Below are 16,832 nucleotides of genomic sequence, written 5' to 3'. Positions count from 1 at the left end.
CGCGCTGCGTGCGTGGAGGATTCAGGCCCGCGGAACCGGGTTGTGAGCTACCGCGGGGCTTGTTGCGGCAGCTGGTGCGGGCTTGTCAGGCTGCCAGGGCTAGTGATGGGGCCGCGGACGTCGCGTGGTCCGGCGTCAGGATGCTGATCCGATAGTCCTGCTGAAGCGGGTCGACGTGCACCGGCAGGTGATGCGACTTTGCGCACGCGTGAAGCTCTCCCATGGCGTCGGGTTCAATTTGTGCACGGGTCACGTCGAGTTCCAGCGCCAGTCCGGAGGCGAGTGAGCTGGCGCGCTTGACCACGTCATACAGGCCATGGACGCTCTGAACCGTCACGTGGCCCTGGACCCTGACGTGGGCCTTGGCGCCGTCGAGGTCCACGCGGACCAGCACCCGAAGCTTCTCGTTCACAAAGTTCTCCGCTCTAAATCGGGGCCACCACGCTGTGGCCCCCGACAACGATAGACGCAATGTGACTTGGATAACAACACCATCCCTGAGGTGGGGCGCAACAGTGCTGGCGCATGCCCACACGCAGGGCGATCATGCCTACTTCCAGACAGCCGATTTTTGTCGGTACTAAAAGGCAAGCGGCGCCCCTGCGATGTGGGGGCGGTAGTCGGGTGGAGGGGAGTTGGGACGGCGAAATTAGGGTGTGTACATTGTGCGCACCCTGGCCCGCGGATCGGGTTGTTGCGTCTTGTTCTTGACGGTCATGGCCGAATCGGCCATGGGAATGCTCTGGCGCATCCTCAGCCGTGGGTATCAATGGTGCTGGGCGGCGCGATTGACCGGAAGTCAGGGCTCCGGTCGCCGTCGTCGGTGATTCCCGGCGTCGGACGGCCCGAGCCTCGGAAAGGGTCGACATGCTGTCGGCGTTCTTCGAGTTTGATTGACGCCGACCCGGTGTTTGACGGGATGATGCTGATCGCTGAACCGTGGACCGCGGCCCTGGCGGCTACCAGACGATCCGCCTCGCCATGGCTTCCAGGGGCGCAGGAGGCGCCGGCCCTCGCTGGCATCCCTTCCGGACACGGTGCCGGGAACGGCGTGCCCGTTTGCCGTGCGGGTTGCCTCCGCGGACAAGTCGCCGGCATCACGCGGTGTTCTCTGCGCAAACCGAAGACAAGGTGTTCCGGCGGTGTCCTTCGGCTCGACGGGTCGCCCTGTTAGAATGCCGTCACGGTTGGTCGAGACCGGAAGGAGAGCCGGATGTCGCAGGCCGCGCAGTGGACACCAGGGGACCAATCGTGGGTCAGGGACAATCTGCGCCACGCCATAGACCATCTCGTTGAGCTCGGTTACTCGGTGCGCGGCGGACAGGGCGAGGACCCGGAACTGATCGATCCCGGCGGTTCGGCCGTGGAGACGTGGCGGGAGGGCTACCCTTACGAGGAACGGATGTCCCGTGAGGACTACGAGCTGGAGAAATACCGGCTGCAGGTTGAGCTGCTGAAATTCCAGTACTGGGGCCAGGACCAGGAGCACCGGCATGTGATCGTCTTCGAGGGCCGGGATGCGGCCGGCAAGGGCGGAACGATCAAGCGCTTCACCGAGCACTTGAATCCCCGCTCGGCCCGGGCGGTGGCGCTGGCCAAACCCTCCGACCGTGAACAGGGCCAGTGGTATTTCCAGCGCTACATCCAGCACCTGCCCTCGGCGGGGGAGATCGTGATGTTTGACCGCTCCTGGTACAACCGGGCGAATGTCGAACGGGTCATGGCATTCTGCTCGGAAGAGGAGTACGAGACGTTCATGGTTCAGGCACCTCTCTTCGAGAGGATGCTGGTGGACTCCGGCATTCACCTGACCAAGTTCTGGTTCTCGGTGACCCGGCATGAGCAGCGCACCCGCTTCGCGATCCGGCAGATCGATCCCGTGCGGCGCTGGAAGCTCTCGCCGATGGACCTGGCTTCTCTGGACCGGTGGGAGGAGTACACGGCGGCCAAGCAGGAGACGTTCCTGCGCACCGACACGGACCATGCTCCGTGGATCACGATCAAGTCCAACGACAAGAAGCGGGGGCGGATCAACGCCATGCGCTTCTTCCTCAACCAGTTCGACTACGACGGCAAAGACACCTCGGTGGTCCACGACGCCGACCCGCTCATCGTGCGACGCGGCCGCGAGGCCGTCGGCGACTGAGCCGGCCAGCTATTTGTGGGAACCCGCATAGCGTTTGCGAGGCTCCCAAACATCGCCCGCATAACGACCGGGCGGCGCGCACGTTGTCCAGACCGGAGTGAGTTACCTGCCGTTGCTGCCTTGTGGCTCGCTCCTTGCCTGCTTCCCACGAGACCGGCAGGAAGATCCCCGGAAACCCGGGGATCTTCCTGCCTCAACTCACGCAACTTCAGGTTAGGGGTTTGCTGGGTGCCGCGGGCCCATCCGCCGTGTCAATGTTGGTGAAATTGGCACCTTTTGATGATTGAGAAATTGAGCGATAACAAGACCTCCGCTACGGCGGCGTTACCGGTCAGTTGCCCGGGGGAAGCGAGGTGCCTCTGGCGCGGGTTGTCAGGTTGCTTCCCGATCCTCGGTCGATCATCCACGTCTCACGCAGGCAGTGCTGTCACACCGTGGGGGCGATGTTCTGGTTCAACCGGAATAGATTGGTGGGGTCGTATTCGTTCTTCAGTTCCACGAGCCGCCGGTATGTGTCCGCCGGGTACGACGCCCGGACGAGCGCCGTATTCGCTTCACCTGTGAAATTCACGTAGGCCGCCACATCCGGACCGAGCGCGGACGTCACACCCCGGGCCCATTCGACGACATCCGCGAAGCCTTCCGCCGTCGGCGTGCGCGCAATAACATTGATGACGAATTCCTGGTCGCGGAGTGCAAAGGCCGTTGCTTCGGCCGGAACCCGGCCGACCGCGCCGCCAAGGTGGTGCAGGTGAATCTCCGTCATGGCGTTGGGAAATGCGGCAAACGAGTCCAACAGCACGCGCACGGACGCGTCGTCGGCGGCGCGAAGAAATGCCGAGCGGAAATAGTTGTGCACGCCCCGCGGGTACAGCGGATCGAGCGCCTGTTGCCACCCCGCGTACGGGTTGGCCCCGAACACATCGGCGATGACCGTGCCCAATGACCGGAAGGGCGCGGTGGCGGCCTCGCCGGCATCGAGATCGCCGGACCAGCACCCTCCCACAGCGATGACTGGCTTGCCGTGCACCGATTCTGGCAGGAACGGGACCGGCGGTGCCGTGGTCATGTTGACCAGCGTGGTCAGCTCATCGGGGGCCGCCGCGCAGGCCGCCCGATAGCCGTGCAACACCTGCTCCGCTTCTTCTGCGGGGTAGAAAACCAGGCCGGAAAGGACGATGGGCCCCACTTCGTGCAATTGATAGTCGAAGGACGTCACCACACCGAAATTGCCGCCGCCGCCGCGCAGTCCCCAGAACAAATCGGGGTGCTCGTCGGCACTGGCGTGAATAAACTGCCCGTCAGCGGTGACGACGTCGGCGCCGACCATGTTGTCGCTGGCCAGCCCGTGCTTGCGCACGAGCCAGCCGATGCCGCCGCCGGTGGTGAAGCCGGCGATGCCGGTCGAGGACACCAGGCCACCGGTCACCGCAAGCCCGAATTGCTGGGTCTCTGCATCCACGTCTTTCCAGGTACACCCTGCCTGTGCCGCCACGCGGCGGCGGGCAGGGTCTACCTGGACCCCCTTCATCAGCGAAAGGTCCAGCACGATACCGTCGTCGACGGTGGAAAACCCGGGGATCGAATGGCCACCGCCGCGAACCGACAACGGCAACCCCTCGCTGCGCGCGAGATCGACCGTGCGGATCACATCTGCCACACCCGCACAGCGTGCGATGAGCGTCGGGCGGCGGTCGTGCGCCCCGTTCCAGATGCTGCGTTCGCGGTCGTAGTCCGCGTCCCCTGGCCGGACGACCTTGCCGCGCAGGCCGGCGGCGAACTCGGCGATGGTGGCCTCGCCGATGCGGGTCGGCCCAGTCTGCGTCGTTGTCACGATGCGTTCCTCCTGATTGCTGTTGGTTTGTCAGATCCATTTGCCAGATCCAGGAATAACGCTAGTGAACCGTCCTCAACGAGAACTCAACGCCGTCTCAACATCATCATCCGGGCCCCGCCTTCGCAGTGCGGCCAGCCGCTGACCGGCTATGACGCATCTCGTTCGGTCGAAAATCGCTCCAGCCCTGTCAATTTCGCGGGCCGCCCGATGCGGGTCGCCGAGCTCGTTGGATAGCTCTGCCACCATCAACCGTTGCCAGCCAGTGTGTCGCCGCCACGGGTCGAGCCTTTCCGCTGCCAGCCTGTACATTTCCCGCGCTGCCCGGACCTCCCCGGAGATCAGTTCGGCGGCACCGAGAATGGTCAGCGTGGCGCCCATCCCCACCTGATCTCCCGCGGACTCGAACCCCGAAAGGCAACGCCGAGCGTCTGTCAGGCCGCGGGCGATATCACCACCCATGGCGCGGAGCAGGGCGATATTAATCTCCGTCAGCAGCTCGCCGCGCCGGTCGCCCAGGCCGAGCCGAAGCTCCCGCGCCAAGGACAGGGCCTCATCGGCCGCGCTGTGGTCGCCACAGTCGCGCAGAATGCAGCCAAGTTGGTGAAGTGTTTGCGCCTTAGCCAGGTCATCTCCTAACTCGGCGAAATGTTCGGCTGCATCGGTGATGACGGATATCGCAGACTGCGTGTCCATCGAAAGCCTGGCCGCGTAGCCGATCGCGGACAGCACGTAGCCTTTGGCTTGGATGACGCCAACCCGCCGGCCCAACAGCAGGGTCTCCTCGACGCAGGGGACCAACCGTCCGGCGATCGGGACCAGTTGCAGGCTGGGCGTGATCACCGGCAGGAAGGGTGGAGTGCTGGTCTCAGACTGTGCGAGTTCGCTCAGGCAGGTGTTTAGGTGACGGGCTGCGAGTGGTCCGTCCTCCCGGGACAACGCGCACTGGCCGAGCAGCCAACTGCTGGCAGCGGCATGTTCGGGTCTGCCACCCTCGACTGCCTCGGTGTGGACGTCGGCTGCCAGCTGTTCGGCCTCGTCCAGGTCGAAAGTGCTCCAGGCGAGCGAGGTCTCAATGAGCCGGGCCATCGCCACCTCGTCGGGGTTGCCGATCTCCCGCATAATTGCCAGGGCCTCCGCGCCGAGCGCCCGATGCCGATCGCTGCGGCCCTGCCGGCTGTCCAGCCCGGTCAGGCCGATCAGAGCGGCCGCCCGAGGCCGGGTCGAGTCGGGAGCCACCGCCAAGGCACGCTCGACCCACCGTGCTCCCTCGACCGCGTGACCGCGGACGAACCAGAACCGCCACAGGCTGGCGGCGAGCCGGAGCGCGGTCTCGGGCTCGTGGGCGCATGACCAGCGCAACGCAGCGCGCAGGTTGTCGTGCTCGCGGTCGAGCACCTTCGGCTGTTCGATGACCACCCCGGTGGCCCGTTCGGGATTGTGGGATTCGGCGACGGCAAGGAAGTAGGCGCAATGCGCAGCCGCCAGTTGAGCGGCCTCACCTGCATGATCGAGATTCTCGTGGCCAAACTGGCGGACCGTCTCCAATTGCCGGTATCGGGTCCCGGCGCCCCTCCTTTCCGCGACCACCAAAGACTTGTCCACCAACTTGGCCAACAGGTCGAGCAGTTCGATTTGCTGGAGGGGCGCGTCAGCGCAGACCGATACCACAGCGTCGAGGGTGAAACCACCCGCGAACACAGACAGCCGGCGCAGCAGAACCTGCTCCGGTTTGGTGAGCAGTTCGTGGCTCCATTCCAAGGTGCCACGCAGCGTCTGGTGCCGCGTGACGCCGCTGGTTCCCCCGCCGAGCATGGACAAAGCATCGCCCAATCTCTGGACGATCTCGGCGGGTTCGAGTACGGCGGTTCTGGCCGCGGCCAATTCCAGGGCCAGCGGCATCCCGTCGAGCCGTCGGCACAACTCTGTCACCCCCTGCGCATTGTCGGCATCGAGCGCGAAACCCGGCCGGACCTGCGCTGCCCGCTCAACGAAAAGCCGGACAGAGGGCAGACGGCCCAGCACGGCCAGGTCGAGAGCGTCGGTCCGCATGGCCGAGGGCAGGGGCAATGACGGCACCCGGTAGGTGTACTCCCCGTCGGCATGGAGTGGCTCCCGGCTGGTGGCCAGCACTTTAACCCCAGGGCATCCGTCAAGCAGCACGACGACGAGTTGCGCACAGGCCGCGAGCAGGTGTTCGCAGTTGTCCAGCACGAGGAGCAGCGAGCGTCGCCGCAGTTGGTCGACCAGCGCTTGCACGCGGCTTGGTGCCGCGCCGGAATCCAACCCGAGGACCTCGGCTACGGCATCGGCCACCAGCAGCGACTCCCCAACGGCCGCGAGGTCGACGAACCAGACTCCATCCACGTACTCAGGACGAACTGTCTTCGCGGCCTCCAAGGCCAGCCTGGTCTTGCCGCTGCCGCCTGCCCCGGTGAGGGTGAGCAGGCGAGCATGGCCCATCAGCCGCTCGACGTCAACGAGCTCACGCTCGCGCCCGATGAAGCTTGTCAACGGGGATGGCAGATAACCGATGGCATCGTCTTCGCCGGTCACGCCGGCGGGCTGGTGGAGGCGCTCCTCGGGCGGCGAGCCGGTCAACAACTCGCGAAACAGTCCCATTGTCCGGGTGTCCGGGTCGGTCCCGAACGCGTCGAGGAGTTCGTCGACCAGCCGCTCATATCGTGCCAATGCTTCCGACCGCCGGCCCATTCCAGCCAGCACCACCATCTGCGCGCGCACGGCTCCCTCGTGGAGGGGATCGGATTCGAGGACATGGGTGAGGATGACCAACGCTTCCTCCGGTGCGCGCTGCGCGACCGTGGACGCCAGCTTCACCAGTACCTCGCGATGGATTTCCCGGAGCTCATCGCGGCGTGTCGTCAGCCAATCCGCATCCGGCAGATCCGGCAGAAGATCACCACTGTACAAGTCGGCCGCATCGCGCAGGCTTGCCTCGACACCTGTAGCCAACGCTGCCACGGCCGAACGCTCAAACTGCAGGACATCGACATCGACCGGGCCCGTGTCATCCAGCACGACCACTTCACCGCGGATGGCGAGCAGCCCGTCGCGGCCTGCTCCAGCCCCAGCGAGCGTACGGCGAGCGACGTACAGGGTCTGATGCAGATTCCGTGCGGCGGCCACCGGCTCCATGTCAGGCCACAGGTGGTCCAGTACCTGCTCGCGACGGCCACGCTGACCACGCGCCAGCGCCAGCATCGCCACCACGGCCTTTGCCTTCTGCAGCCGCCAGTGGCTGTTCTCGACGGCGTTCCCGTTGACGTACACGATGAACGAGCCGAGAAGCTGGATGCGCAACCCGCATTGGGTAGGCTTCATGGTTCTTCAGTATCCGCTCGCCAACCGGCGTTGTCGAACAAAGAAATTTCCCACACACTTGCTGCCTTGGCGCACTCTGTGAGCGGCCCATCACCAGCAAGCAAACCACCAGAACCACAGCAGCCAATCGCCCCCATCCGGCTCGATTCAGCAGTTTGGGTCGACTGTGATGAGACAACCTGGGAAAGTTTGTCAAGACAAACGCTGAGCGCATTCACGCGATCGTCATGGGGTCGCACCGTCGCTGGCCCCGAAGCTGCTCTCTGGGGCCCCGCCTATGCCAACTCGGACGGCAAGCCCGTGCTGTTCTTCCAGGAGCGCGCGAGGTTCAAGGCTCGCTAGGGCAACCTCACTGATCTGCGGAGCTCATTGAGTCCGCGGCGGGCATAACCGTGGGGACTTGCGGTACCGCGCAGGTTAGGGATTGGTTCGCAGCGCGTCCTGTCAGGTCAGGGTGAACGCCTGTGGTGTCGGGCTGGGATGGAGCGCAAAAAGAGGGTCCGTCAGTGGTTGTTGGCGGCACCATAGGGCGGTGGCGTCGGCCTATTCTTGGCGGCTGAAGACACTTTCTCCATCCACCCAGGTCGATTCGATCGGGAGGTCAATGAGGTCGTCGGCGGAAACCAGAAGGGGATCGTCGGCCCATATCGCGAGATCGGCCTTGTTCCCGGGCCGGATGGTTCCCTGGTCATAGTCTCCTTGGGCCTCGGCGGCCCAGACCGAGAAGCCCTTGAGCGCTTCGAGCGCCGTCAACCTTTGTGAAGATTCAAAGACAGGCGCATCGGTCTGGCCCGGGATGCGACGCAGGCGGGCCCATGCCATGCCGATGCGTGCGTCGTATTGAGCCACCGGCCAATCCGAGCCCAACGCGACGGGAGCACCTGAATCTATGACGTCACGGATCCTCCAGGCCCGTTTGGATCGCTCGGCCCCCAGGCGGCTGGACCATGAGTCGGATCCGTCCGGCTTTCGCCATTGCATGTGCAGGGGCTGCATCGATGCGGTGATTCCTGCCGTGGACAGGCGTGCGAGGTCCCTGTCCGCAAGGCACTCCAGATGCTCAATCCGGTGCGGGGCTCCCCGCCGGGACCGCACGCCGGCCGAGACGTATGCGTCTATCGCAGCACCAATGGCACGATCACCGATAGCGTGCGTCGCGATCTGAAATCCTGCGTCGCCATATTGTTTGACGGTTGCCGCATACTCAGCCGGATCGGGCCAGAATGATCTCAGTCCGCCGCCCAACGTGTCCGGTTCATAGAGCCAGCCGGTTCCCGTATCGATAACACCATCCAGGAAGAGTTTCACGAGCCCCCCGCGCCAACGGCGACCCCGTCGATCCCTTGACAGGAAGTAGGGCCGGGCTTCTTCAGCAGTCAGGCCGGGCCGATGCTCGAGTGCGGAAACCAGCCTGACCGGCAGCCCCGATCCGGTGCTATCGATCTCGTCGATGAAATCGAGCGAAGCAAGGTCACCATCCATGATCGTTCCTGAGGTAATCCCGGTTCTCGACAAGCAGGAGATCAGCTCCCGGGCCCTCTCAACGGCCTGCGCTGCAGAAAGAGCCGGCGCGACGGCTCCAACCAAGTCGTAGGCGGTGGCTTCCCGCAATTCCCCGGTGGGGTTCCCGGCGTCGTCAACAACTATCTCTGAATTGTCGCAAAACCGGCGACCTCCCGTGATGCCACTCAGTCTCAGAGCTTTTTTGCTCGCCAGTGCGGTGTGAAGGTCAAAGAGCAGAATGTACGTCGGGAGGCCGTAGACCGACTCCTCAATCAGGTCAGCGGATATTCGCCTGCCTTCAAAGACGCCGTAATCAAGGTTCCATCCGCGGACCCACCCCTTCGAATCCTCCGAAAGCACTCGAAGTGCTTCGGTGCGCAGGACGGCGAGGAAGCCCTCGAACGTTGACACTGGACCGAAATCGACGCCGACCGTGATTTCCGAACCCTGGATGGGGTGGATGTGCCCGTCGATGAGTCCCGGCGTGATGGTTTGGCCCTTGGCATCGTGCACTCGTGTTCGTGGACCCCGGTGCTCACCAAGAAGATGGTTGCCGCCAGAGGCGAGGATCCTGCCGTTCGCGATGGCGATTGTGCTAACAGATGGTTGTCGTGCATCGAGGGTGTGCACCCTGGCATTAACGATGACAGTGTCCGCGGATTTGAGGTTATTGGGCATCAGACTTCCCCTGATCTTGAATGTTGCGCACGCGCCTAGAACGTTGGCGGCAAGGGTCACACCGCTTGATAGCGGCCGACAGCTGGCGGGTGCGGATGAGATCGTGCCGGCGATGGTCGTTTCTGGCAACGAGGGCGTACCTCCGGGACCGGAGGTACGCACTCGTCGTGGTGGTGGGGCGCGGCCGTGGAAAAGCGGTCAGGCCGTTGAGGGGCTGAGCTGGTTCACGCGTGAACCGTCCGGGTCCGGGGTGCTCCACGCCGGGGGCTGGAAATGTGCGCCGCCGTACATGGGGAAGGCGAGGATTCCTTCCTGGTCGTGGAGCTGAGCCCAGGGCCGATTGATGCCGTGGGTTCCGTAGCGGCGGACCTGTGTGACCCGGTCGAGGTCCAGGACGCCGAAGAGGATTTCCTCGCCTCCTCTGGCCTGCTGCATGATGGTGCCCTCCGGGTCCACAATCACGCTCTCCCCGACGGCTGACGGGTCGGCGCCGTTGACGTTGACGACGTAGATCTGGTTTGCGAAGGCGTTGGCCTGTGACATCACGATTTCCATCGCCCTGTCCCGGGTTGTGGTGAGGGTGGGCTGGATGATGACCTCGGCTCCGAGCCATGCCAGTTGCCGAGCGACCTCGGGAAAGCTTCCATCGAAGCAGATGGCGAGGCCTACGCGTCCCCGGCCCGGGATGTCGAAGGTCACGAACGAGTCGCCCGGCGTCGTCGTTTCGAAGGGGCGCCAGGGAAAGAGCTTCCGGTACCGGGCCACGATCTCGCCGTCGGGGGAAACGGCGATTGCCGTGTTGTAGGTGTTCCCGCCGTCGGTTTCCAGCAGGGATCCGGGCACGAGCCAGACCCCCAGGCGGCGGGCCAGGTCCGCGATCCGGTCGGTGAGCGCGCTGGGGATGGGCCCGGCGGAGCGGGTTTCGGCCTCAGGGTCCGGGACCAGGAATTCTCCGGGCGCTGCGAGCAGAAGTTCGGGGGCGACGATGATGTCGACCTCGGGGCCAAGGTCCTTGGCCGTTTCGGCCTGGGCGGCGAAGCGTTGCCAGGTTGCTTCGACGTCGTAGGGTACGGGTTTGGTCTGGATTGCTGCAATGGACAGGACGCGCATTTATGCCTCGGTTTCGCTGCTCAGGATGGATGGCAGTTCGTGTCGGGTGGAGAAGGTTCCGCGGGGGATGGTTTGTCCGGCAAAGTAGGGCCGGAGACCGGGCCGGATGATGGCGATGACCAGGACGCCGAGGGCGAGGGCGCCGATGCCGATCCAGAACACGCTTCCGATGCCGAGCCAGGAGAGGCCGGCGTAGTCGGGGGACAGCATGTCGACGGCGGTGTACGCAAAGGCTCCAGTCATCAGGAGGGCGCCCATGCCCGGGAGGATGCCCTTGACCACAAGGGCGGAGGCAGAGGTGCGCATCTGGGGAGCGAAGTACACCACGCAGGCCAGCGCCGTCGCGGCGTAGTAGGCGGCGATCATCAGGCCGACGGAGAGAATGGCCAGGCCGATGAAGTCGGCGCTGATCGCTGTCAGGACGACCGTTACGGCAATGCTGAGGAGCGCCCACCAGATGATTGACGTGGTGGGTGTCCCCCTGGAGGGATGCATCTTCGTGGTGGCGGCGGGCAGCGCGCCGTACGTGCCCATGCTGAGCCAGGACCGGGGGTTGCTGATCGCGACGGTCATCAGCGCCGCCAATGCCGAGGTGCCCACGGCGAGGATGATGACCTGCCCGAAGAGGCCGCCGGTGGCTTGGGGGCCGAGCACGGACAGGACGTCCGAGACGGTTGCGGGATCCGTGATGCCGGCGGTTCCGGCAAATCCGACGGCTGCCGTCGCGGTCACGACGTAAAAGAACAGCAGGATCACCGTCGTGATGACCACGGCCCGCCCGGGTGTTCCCTTGCGGTCGGTTGTTTCCTCATTGACCGCTATCAGCGCGTCCCAGCCCCAGTAGATGAACAGGCACAGGATGACGCCGTGGACCAGGCCGGAGAGATCTCCGGAGGCAAAGGGGTTGAACCAGTCCAGCCGTGGCTGCTCGGCGCCCGCCGCCGCGGTGCCGGCGGCCATGGCGGTAAAGGCCCCAATGCAGAAACCGCCCAGGGCAACCAGTTGCAAGGCAATGAGCGCGTATTGAAGCCAAGCGGAGAGTTCGATTCCCCGCGCCGCCACGACGCCGCTCATGGCGATCAGCCCGCACGCGATGGCCGCGACGATGACCGGTTGCGAGGCGGCCCAGCCAAGCCCCAGAAAGGTCAGAAGATACGTCGTGGCAACCTGTGCCAGGGCCGCGCTGGAGATGAAGGTGGCAATCTGGGGGACCCAGCCTCCGAAGAACCAGCCCGACCACGGGCCGAAGACCCGTGAGATCCACACGAAAACCCCGCCGCAGTCTGGCATTTCCCGATTGAGGTCCCGGAATGCGAAGGCCGTGAAAAGGATAGGCACGAAGCCCAGAAGGAATGCGGCGGGAGTGCTTGACCCGACCGCCAGGACAACGAAACCCAGGGTGACGGCCAGGCTGTACGCGGGGGCCACGGCGGCTAGGCCCAGCGCCACGGTGGGGCCGATGCCGATCGAGCCGGCCTTCAGTCCCTTGCTCGCAGTGGCGGCCGGAAGGGTGGCGGGTGGAGCGGCGGGGGGTGGAAGGGGATGTGACACGGAGACTCCTCATCGAATCAAAGTTATTTGAATCACATTCAAATTTGAATGCCATTCAATACGGGTCTAGACTCGTTGTCAATAGGCATCGGGCCCGGGGGAGGAATGGCAATGGCAGATCTCAGCAAGAGGGAGGTGCGCCGCAGGGAGATTGCGGCAGCAGCACAGGCCGTTGCGGCCCGGGACGGCGCGGAGGCTGCGACACTGCGGGCGATTGCGGCGGAGGCGGGCATGGCCGCCAACGCGGTCCTGTATTACTACGGAAGCCTTGCGGAGATCACCGCTGCGGCCGTCCAGGCCTCATCCGACCGGTTCCTCGCGCGTCTGGCGGAGGCGGCGGACCCCGCCATGAGTCCCACCGTCAGGCTCGCCGCCGTCATCAGCGCAGGCACCACTGCGGGGCTGGACGACGACGCGTCCCGGATACTCTACGAATACTGGACCCATTCGCTCCGGGACCTGGAACACCGACGGATCCAAGCGGAACTCACCCGTACCCAGCAAGCGACGTATGAACGAATCATCGTCGATGGGATGCGGGCCGGTGAGTTCTTTCCGGTCCTGGAACCTGCCAAGATTGCGCGGACTTTGGTGGCCCAGGAGGACGGCCTGGTCATGGATGTACTGGCCGGCACCGCCAGCAGCGAGGACGTGCTTGATCTGGTCGCCAGTCTCGCCTCGGCCCTTCTGGGCCTCGACCGCGACACGCTCCTCGACCACATCGCAAGCCTTACCTTCTCCCATCCCGGCCAATAGCAGCCGGATCGGGTCGCCGGCACAAGCAGTCGAACTTCGTCCCATCGCTGGTGAATGAGACGAAGGCCCCTTCAGTCGCCGCCACGGGCTTCCAGGCATCCACCGCCCCGTCCAAGGATGCATCTAATGCCAATGCGGGTGATCGGCCCGGAATTTGCTGGAGGTGCCGTTCGCGCCCTGCCAATGGGGTTGTCGGGGCTGCACCGTTCACCACCAGCCCGCTCAGCGGCGATCATCTTCTTGTCCATTTACTGGCCCTTGGCGACGGACACAGGTTCACCAACCAGGCGCGGGTTCGGTCCCGCCAACAAGACTCCACCTAGCGTTTGCGGGACAGCGAGGACCGGTCTGGGGCCACGATCCCGGCCGCCCGGCTGCGGGACCGCTCGTGCCGGCCCGGGGTCTTCGCCGGGCGCACGAGTGCCGAACGTGAACTGGCGCATCCTCGACCGCGGCGGCTGGCGCGCCCACGGCCGTTCCGAGCAGGTCTAGGGACGCGGGGATCGGATACGACTACGTCCATTCGCATAGGGCGCCTGATTCGATCCCCCGGAAGACTGGGCCCTACACTAAGGCGGCGGCGGACCGGTCGGTCCTTGGACCTTTGGTAAGCGGTGTTCTCCGTGATGGACATTTGTATAGCACTGCGGGCGCGGGCGTGCGCTTACGGTGGCAACAGATGATTTCCATCGCCTCCCCACCGTAGAAAGAGAAGACTGTGTCTGATATCAACGAACTGCAGGTTGTCCCGCACTTTGTCGGCGGACAGGAGATGCCCTCGTCGGGCGACCGTACGGCCCCGGTGTTTGATCCGGCCCTCGGCAAGGAGACCAAAGTGGTCGGGCTCGGCTCCGCCGCGGACATCGAGGCGGCAATCTCCTCGGCCCACAAGGCATTCCCCGCATGGCGGGACCTGTCCATCACCAGGCGCCAGCAGATCATCTTCCGGTTCCGGGAGCTGCTCAATGAGCGAAAGGGCGAACTGGCCGGGATCATCACCTCGGAGCACGGCAAAGTGGTTTTCGACGCCCTCGGCGAAATCAGCCGCGGCCTGGAAGTCGTCGAGTTGGCCACCGGCTTCCCGCACCTGATCAAGGGCGAGCACTCCGAGAACGTCTCCAGCGGCGTAGATGTCTACTCCACCAAGTCACCGCTGGGCGTCGTGGGCATCATCAGCCCGTTCAACTTCCCGGCCATGGTGCCGCTCTGGTTCTTCCCCATCGCCATCGCGGCAGGCAACACTGTTGTCCTGAAGCCCAGCGAGAAAGACCCGTCCGCTGCCAACTGGCTCGCTGCGCTCTTCACCGAAGCCGGCCTTCCGGACGGTGTCTTCAACGTCCTGCACGGCGATAAGGAAGCCGTGGACGGACTGCTGCAGCACCCGGACGTCAAGGCGATCTCCTTCGTCGGTTCCACCCCCATCGCCCAGTACATCTACGAATCCGCGGCCCGCCACGGCAAGCGCGTCCAAGCCCTCGGCGGCGCCAAGAACCACATGCTCGTTCTCCCGGATGCCGATCTCGAGCTCACCGCGGACGCGGCCATCAACGCAGGATTCGGCTCGGCGGGGGAGCGGTGCATGGCCATCAGCGTCATTGTCGCCGTGGAACCGGTGGCGGACCAGCTGATCGAAAAGATCACCTCCCGCATGGCCACGCTCAAGGTCGGTGACGGACGCAGGAACTGCGACATGGGCCCCCTGGTCACCCGGCAACACCGGGACAAGGTCGCCTCCTACATTGACCTTGCCGAGACCGACGGCGCCAAAGTCGTGGTGGACGGCCGGAACATCAAGGTCGACGGCGACGAGAACGGCTTCTGGCTCGGCCCGACGTTGATTGACGACGTGCCGGTGACCTCGCGCGTCTACCAGGAGGAGATCTTCGGGCCGGTCCTGTCCGTGGTCCGCGTCAGCTCCTACGAAGAGGGCCTGGAACTGATCAACTCCGGCGCATTCGGCAACGGAACAGCGATCTTCACCAACGACGGCGGCGCGGCCCGCCGCTTCCAGAATGAAGTCCAGGTGGGCATGGTGGGCATTAACGTGCCCATCCCCGTCCCGGTGGCCTACTACTCCTTCGGAGGGTTCAAGGCCTCCATCTTTGGAAGCGCCAAAGCCTACGGCATCCAGGGCTTCCAGTTCTTCACCCAGGAAAAAGCCATCACGTCCCGCTGGCTCGACCCCAGCCACGGCGGAATCAACCTGGGCTTCCCCCAGAACTGAGTCCCGGCGTCACCGACTGAGGGGCACGCGGCGCGTTCAGCGCTCCGGGTGCCCCTCGTCCATCTCCAGGAACTGGAGCGCCGTGAACAGTTCCAGCCGGTCCCGCAGCCCGTCCAGGTTCAGACCCAGGATGCTGCCCGCAGCCGCAACCCTGTTCCGCAACGTGTGCCGGTGCACGCCCAACTGGCGCGCGGTACGGTCCCAGACACAGTTATTGGCCAGCCACGCAGCAACTGTCGGCAGCAGCTGTGACTGTTCCACGTCGTCGTGCTTCACCAGTGGATCCACGAGCCGGCGTGCCACCGATTCAGCTTCCTCCCGCGGGAGCAGCCCAAGCATGCCGCCACCTGCAATATCCGCGAAGGTGACCACCGCCCGTGACAACTCGGTCGCCCGGACCAGTGCCTTCTCGCCTTCCTTCACGCCCCGCAGCAGGCCATCAAAGGCAGTCTCTGCCGACGTCCCGGCCCTGGCGCCATATCTTCCCAGGACCGCCTCCACCTCCAGCTGGTGCACCGGATTGGCAAGCACGACGACCGTTTCACCCCGCTGTGCGTAGAAAACCGCGCCGCGGTGGTCATCGGAAAGCAGCTCCAGGGCCTCAAACAGGTTCTGTCCCTGCCGCGGCGGCTGGGCCACCGTCACGACTACCGGTTCGCCGGGCAGCTTTCCCCACACCTGCCGTGCCGTCCGCGCGGCCACCTCGGTGTTTCCGGAGAGCATCTGCTCAAACACACCCGATCGCAGGTGCCTGCGCGCCGTGTCCAGTGTCCGCGCCTGCTCCAGCGCGAGGCTGGCCAGCGCGATCACACTGTTGATGATGTCCGTGCGGGCCGGATCCAGCGGCTCGATGGCACCCAGGGCCAGGACCCCCCTGAGACTGTGCCGCCGGCCCAGGGTCTGCAGGGTGACCTGCTGGTCTTCCACCGTCAGCTGGGCCACGGACCTGTTGCCCTGCTCCAGTGCGCGCAGTACGGCTTCCCGGACCGCCGGCATCAGATCCGACGGCACCGGGCGGCTGTTGGGCATCAGGAGGTGGTTTCCCGCAGCATCAAACAGGGCAACCCAGCAATGAAGCTGCCGCTCCAGCTCCGCAAGGATCGACCGCAGCCCGTCCGGGCGCAGCGCCGCCCGGGCGATCGCCCGCTGCGCCTGGAGTGACCACTCGGACCTGGCGTTCTGCTCCTTCGCCAGCCAGTCCGCCACCGTGCGGATAACGGCAATGAACGGCGTGCGGTCCGGCACCTCCAGCAGAGGCAGGCCCTGCTCGCGGCAAGCCGCTACCAGTCCTTCCGGAAGCACTCCATGGATCACCTGGGTGGCAAAGCCCAGGCCACAGATTCCGTGGTCCACCAGGCGCCTGACGTAGCTGCCATATGCGTCGGCGGCCGCTTCGCTGACCGGGAACTGCGTCCCGTCGGTCAGCAGCAACTGTCCCGGGTCAAGAAACGGCGTCGGGTCATCCAGATCCGAGCTGTGCACCCAGGACACAGGCGCGTCCAATGCCGGACTGGCCGGGTCGGGGACCACGAGCCGCAGATTCAGGGCCCGGGTGTGCAGCAGGGCGTTAATGGTGGGCAGCACTTAGGCCACCCCTGCCGGATCGTCGAACCTCATAGCCACGAGTATACAAATGTACAAGGACATGACCGGGTGTTGCGGCGGACTATGAAGGGGAACGCACTACA

At 65.0% G+C, this 16,832-nt stretch carries 10 protein-coding genes; 3 read left to right on the top strand and 7 right to left on the bottom strand.

Translation table 11 applies throughout. From position 1 onward, the window contains the following. Positions 1–85: 85 nt before the first annotated feature. Positions 86–412, bottom strand: coding sequence for a hypothetical protein (locus tag C9424_RS13975; RefSeq protein WP_116767417.1), 327 nt, complete (start codon positions 410–412; stop codon positions 86–88). A gap of 801 nt (positions 413–1,213) precedes the next feature. On the opposite strand from C9424_RS13975, the gene ppk2 reads away from it, so the two are divergent. Beyond that, positions 1,214–2,146 carry a polyphosphate kinase 2 gene (ppk2, locus tag C9424_RS13970; protein ID WP_116767416.1) on the top strand — a complete coding sequence of 311 codons (933 nt, stop codon included), beginning with the start codon at positions 1,214–1,216 and terminating at the stop codon, positions 2,144–2,146. Positions 2,147–2,573: 427 nt separating this feature from the next. Here the strand turns inward: ppk2 and C9424_RS13965 are convergent, their stop codons facing one another. The 5 genes from C9424_RS13965 to C9424_RS13945 form a co-directional block, all read right to left on the bottom strand. Beyond that, a complete protein-coding gene (locus C9424_RS13965) occupies positions 2,574–3,980 on the bottom strand; it encodes an FAD-binding oxidoreductase (protein ID WP_116767415.1) in 1,407 nt (468 codons plus the stop codon). A 75-nt stretch (positions 3,981–4,055) separates the two neighbouring features. Continuing rightward, a complete protein-coding gene (locus C9424_RS13960; RefSeq protein ID WP_116767414.1) occupies positions 4,056–7,322 on the bottom strand; it encodes an ATP-binding protein in 3,267 nt (1,088 codons plus the stop codon). Between the two features lie 543 nt (positions 7,323–7,865). Further along, positions 7,866–9,503 carry an amidohydrolase gene (locus tag C9424_RS13955; protein WP_116767413.1) on the bottom strand — a complete coding sequence of 546 codons (1,638 nt, stop codon included), beginning with the start codon at positions 9,501–9,503 and terminating at the stop codon, positions 7,866–7,868. A 198-nt stretch (positions 9,504–9,701) separates the two neighbouring features. After that, the gene (locus tag C9424_RS13950; protein WP_116767412.1) at positions 9,702–10,613 is read right to left on the bottom strand and encodes a carbon-nitrogen hydrolase family protein; all 912 of its coding nucleotides are present in this window, start codon (positions 10,611–10,613) and stop codon (positions 9,702–9,704) included. Continuing rightward, positions 10,614–12,164 (bottom strand): APC family permease, encoded by a 1,551-nt coding sequence (locus tag C9424_RS13945; protein WP_116767411.1) that lies wholly within the window; start codon positions 12,162–12,164, stop codon positions 10,614–10,616. It abuts the gene before it with no gap. Between the two features lie 111 nt (positions 12,165–12,275). On the opposite strand from C9424_RS13945, the gene C9424_RS13940 reads away from it, so the two are divergent. Both C9424_RS13940 and C9424_RS13935 read left to right on the top strand, forming a co-directional pair. After that, a complete protein-coding gene (locus C9424_RS13940; protein ID WP_116767410.1) occupies positions 12,276–12,920 on the top strand; it encodes a TetR family transcriptional regulator C-terminal domain-containing protein in 645 nt (214 codons plus the stop codon). A 727-nt stretch (positions 12,921–13,647) separates the two neighbouring features. Further along, entirely contained in the window at positions 13,648–15,144 is a 1,497-nt protein-coding gene (locus tag C9424_RS13935; protein WP_442862043.1) for a CoA-acylating methylmalonate-semialdehyde dehydrogenase, read from the top strand. Between the two features lie 36 nt (positions 15,145–15,180). On the opposite strand, the gene C9424_RS13930 is transcribed toward C9424_RS13935, so the two are convergent. Further along, positions 15,181–16,728, bottom strand: coding sequence for a PucR family transcriptional regulator (locus tag C9424_RS13930; RefSeq protein WP_116767408.1), 1,548 nt, complete (start codon positions 16,726–16,728; stop codon positions 15,181–15,183). Between the last annotated feature and the right edge of the window lie 104 nt (positions 16,729–16,832).

Origin of the sequence: Arthrobacter sp. H-02-3, assembly GCF_003097355.1 — a bacterium.
In the GTDB taxonomy this organism is placed as follows: domain Bacteria; phylum Actinomycetota; class Actinomycetes; order Actinomycetales; family Micrococcaceae; genus Arthrobacter; species Arthrobacter humicola.
The sequence above is the reverse complement of the archived record's forward strand: the minus strand, read 5'-3'. Positions and strand labels throughout refer to the sequence as shown.

What these genes read in the sequence shown, in the direction of transcription:
- C9424_RS13950 (WP_116767412.1), bottom strand. Translation starts at nt 10,613, where the DNA reads ATGCGCGTCCTGTCCATTGCAGCAATCCAGACCAAACCCGTACCCTAC.
- C9424_RS13955 (WP_116767413.1), bottom strand. Translation starts at nt 9,503, where the DNA reads ATGCCCAATAACCTCAAATCCGCGGACACTGTCATCGTTAATGCCAGG.
- C9424_RS13940 (WP_116767410.1), top strand. Translation starts at nt 12,276, where the DNA reads ATGGCAGATCTCAGCAAGAGGGAGGTGCGCCGCAGGGAGATTGCGGCA.
- ppk2 (WP_116767416.1), top strand. Translation starts at nt 1,214, where the DNA reads ATGTCGCAGGCCGCGCAGTGGACACCAGGGGACCAATCGTGGGTCAGG.
- C9424_RS13960 (WP_116767414.1), bottom strand. Translation starts at nt 7,322, where the DNA reads ATGAAGCCTACCCAATGCGGGTTGCGCATCCAGCTTCTCGGCTCGTTC.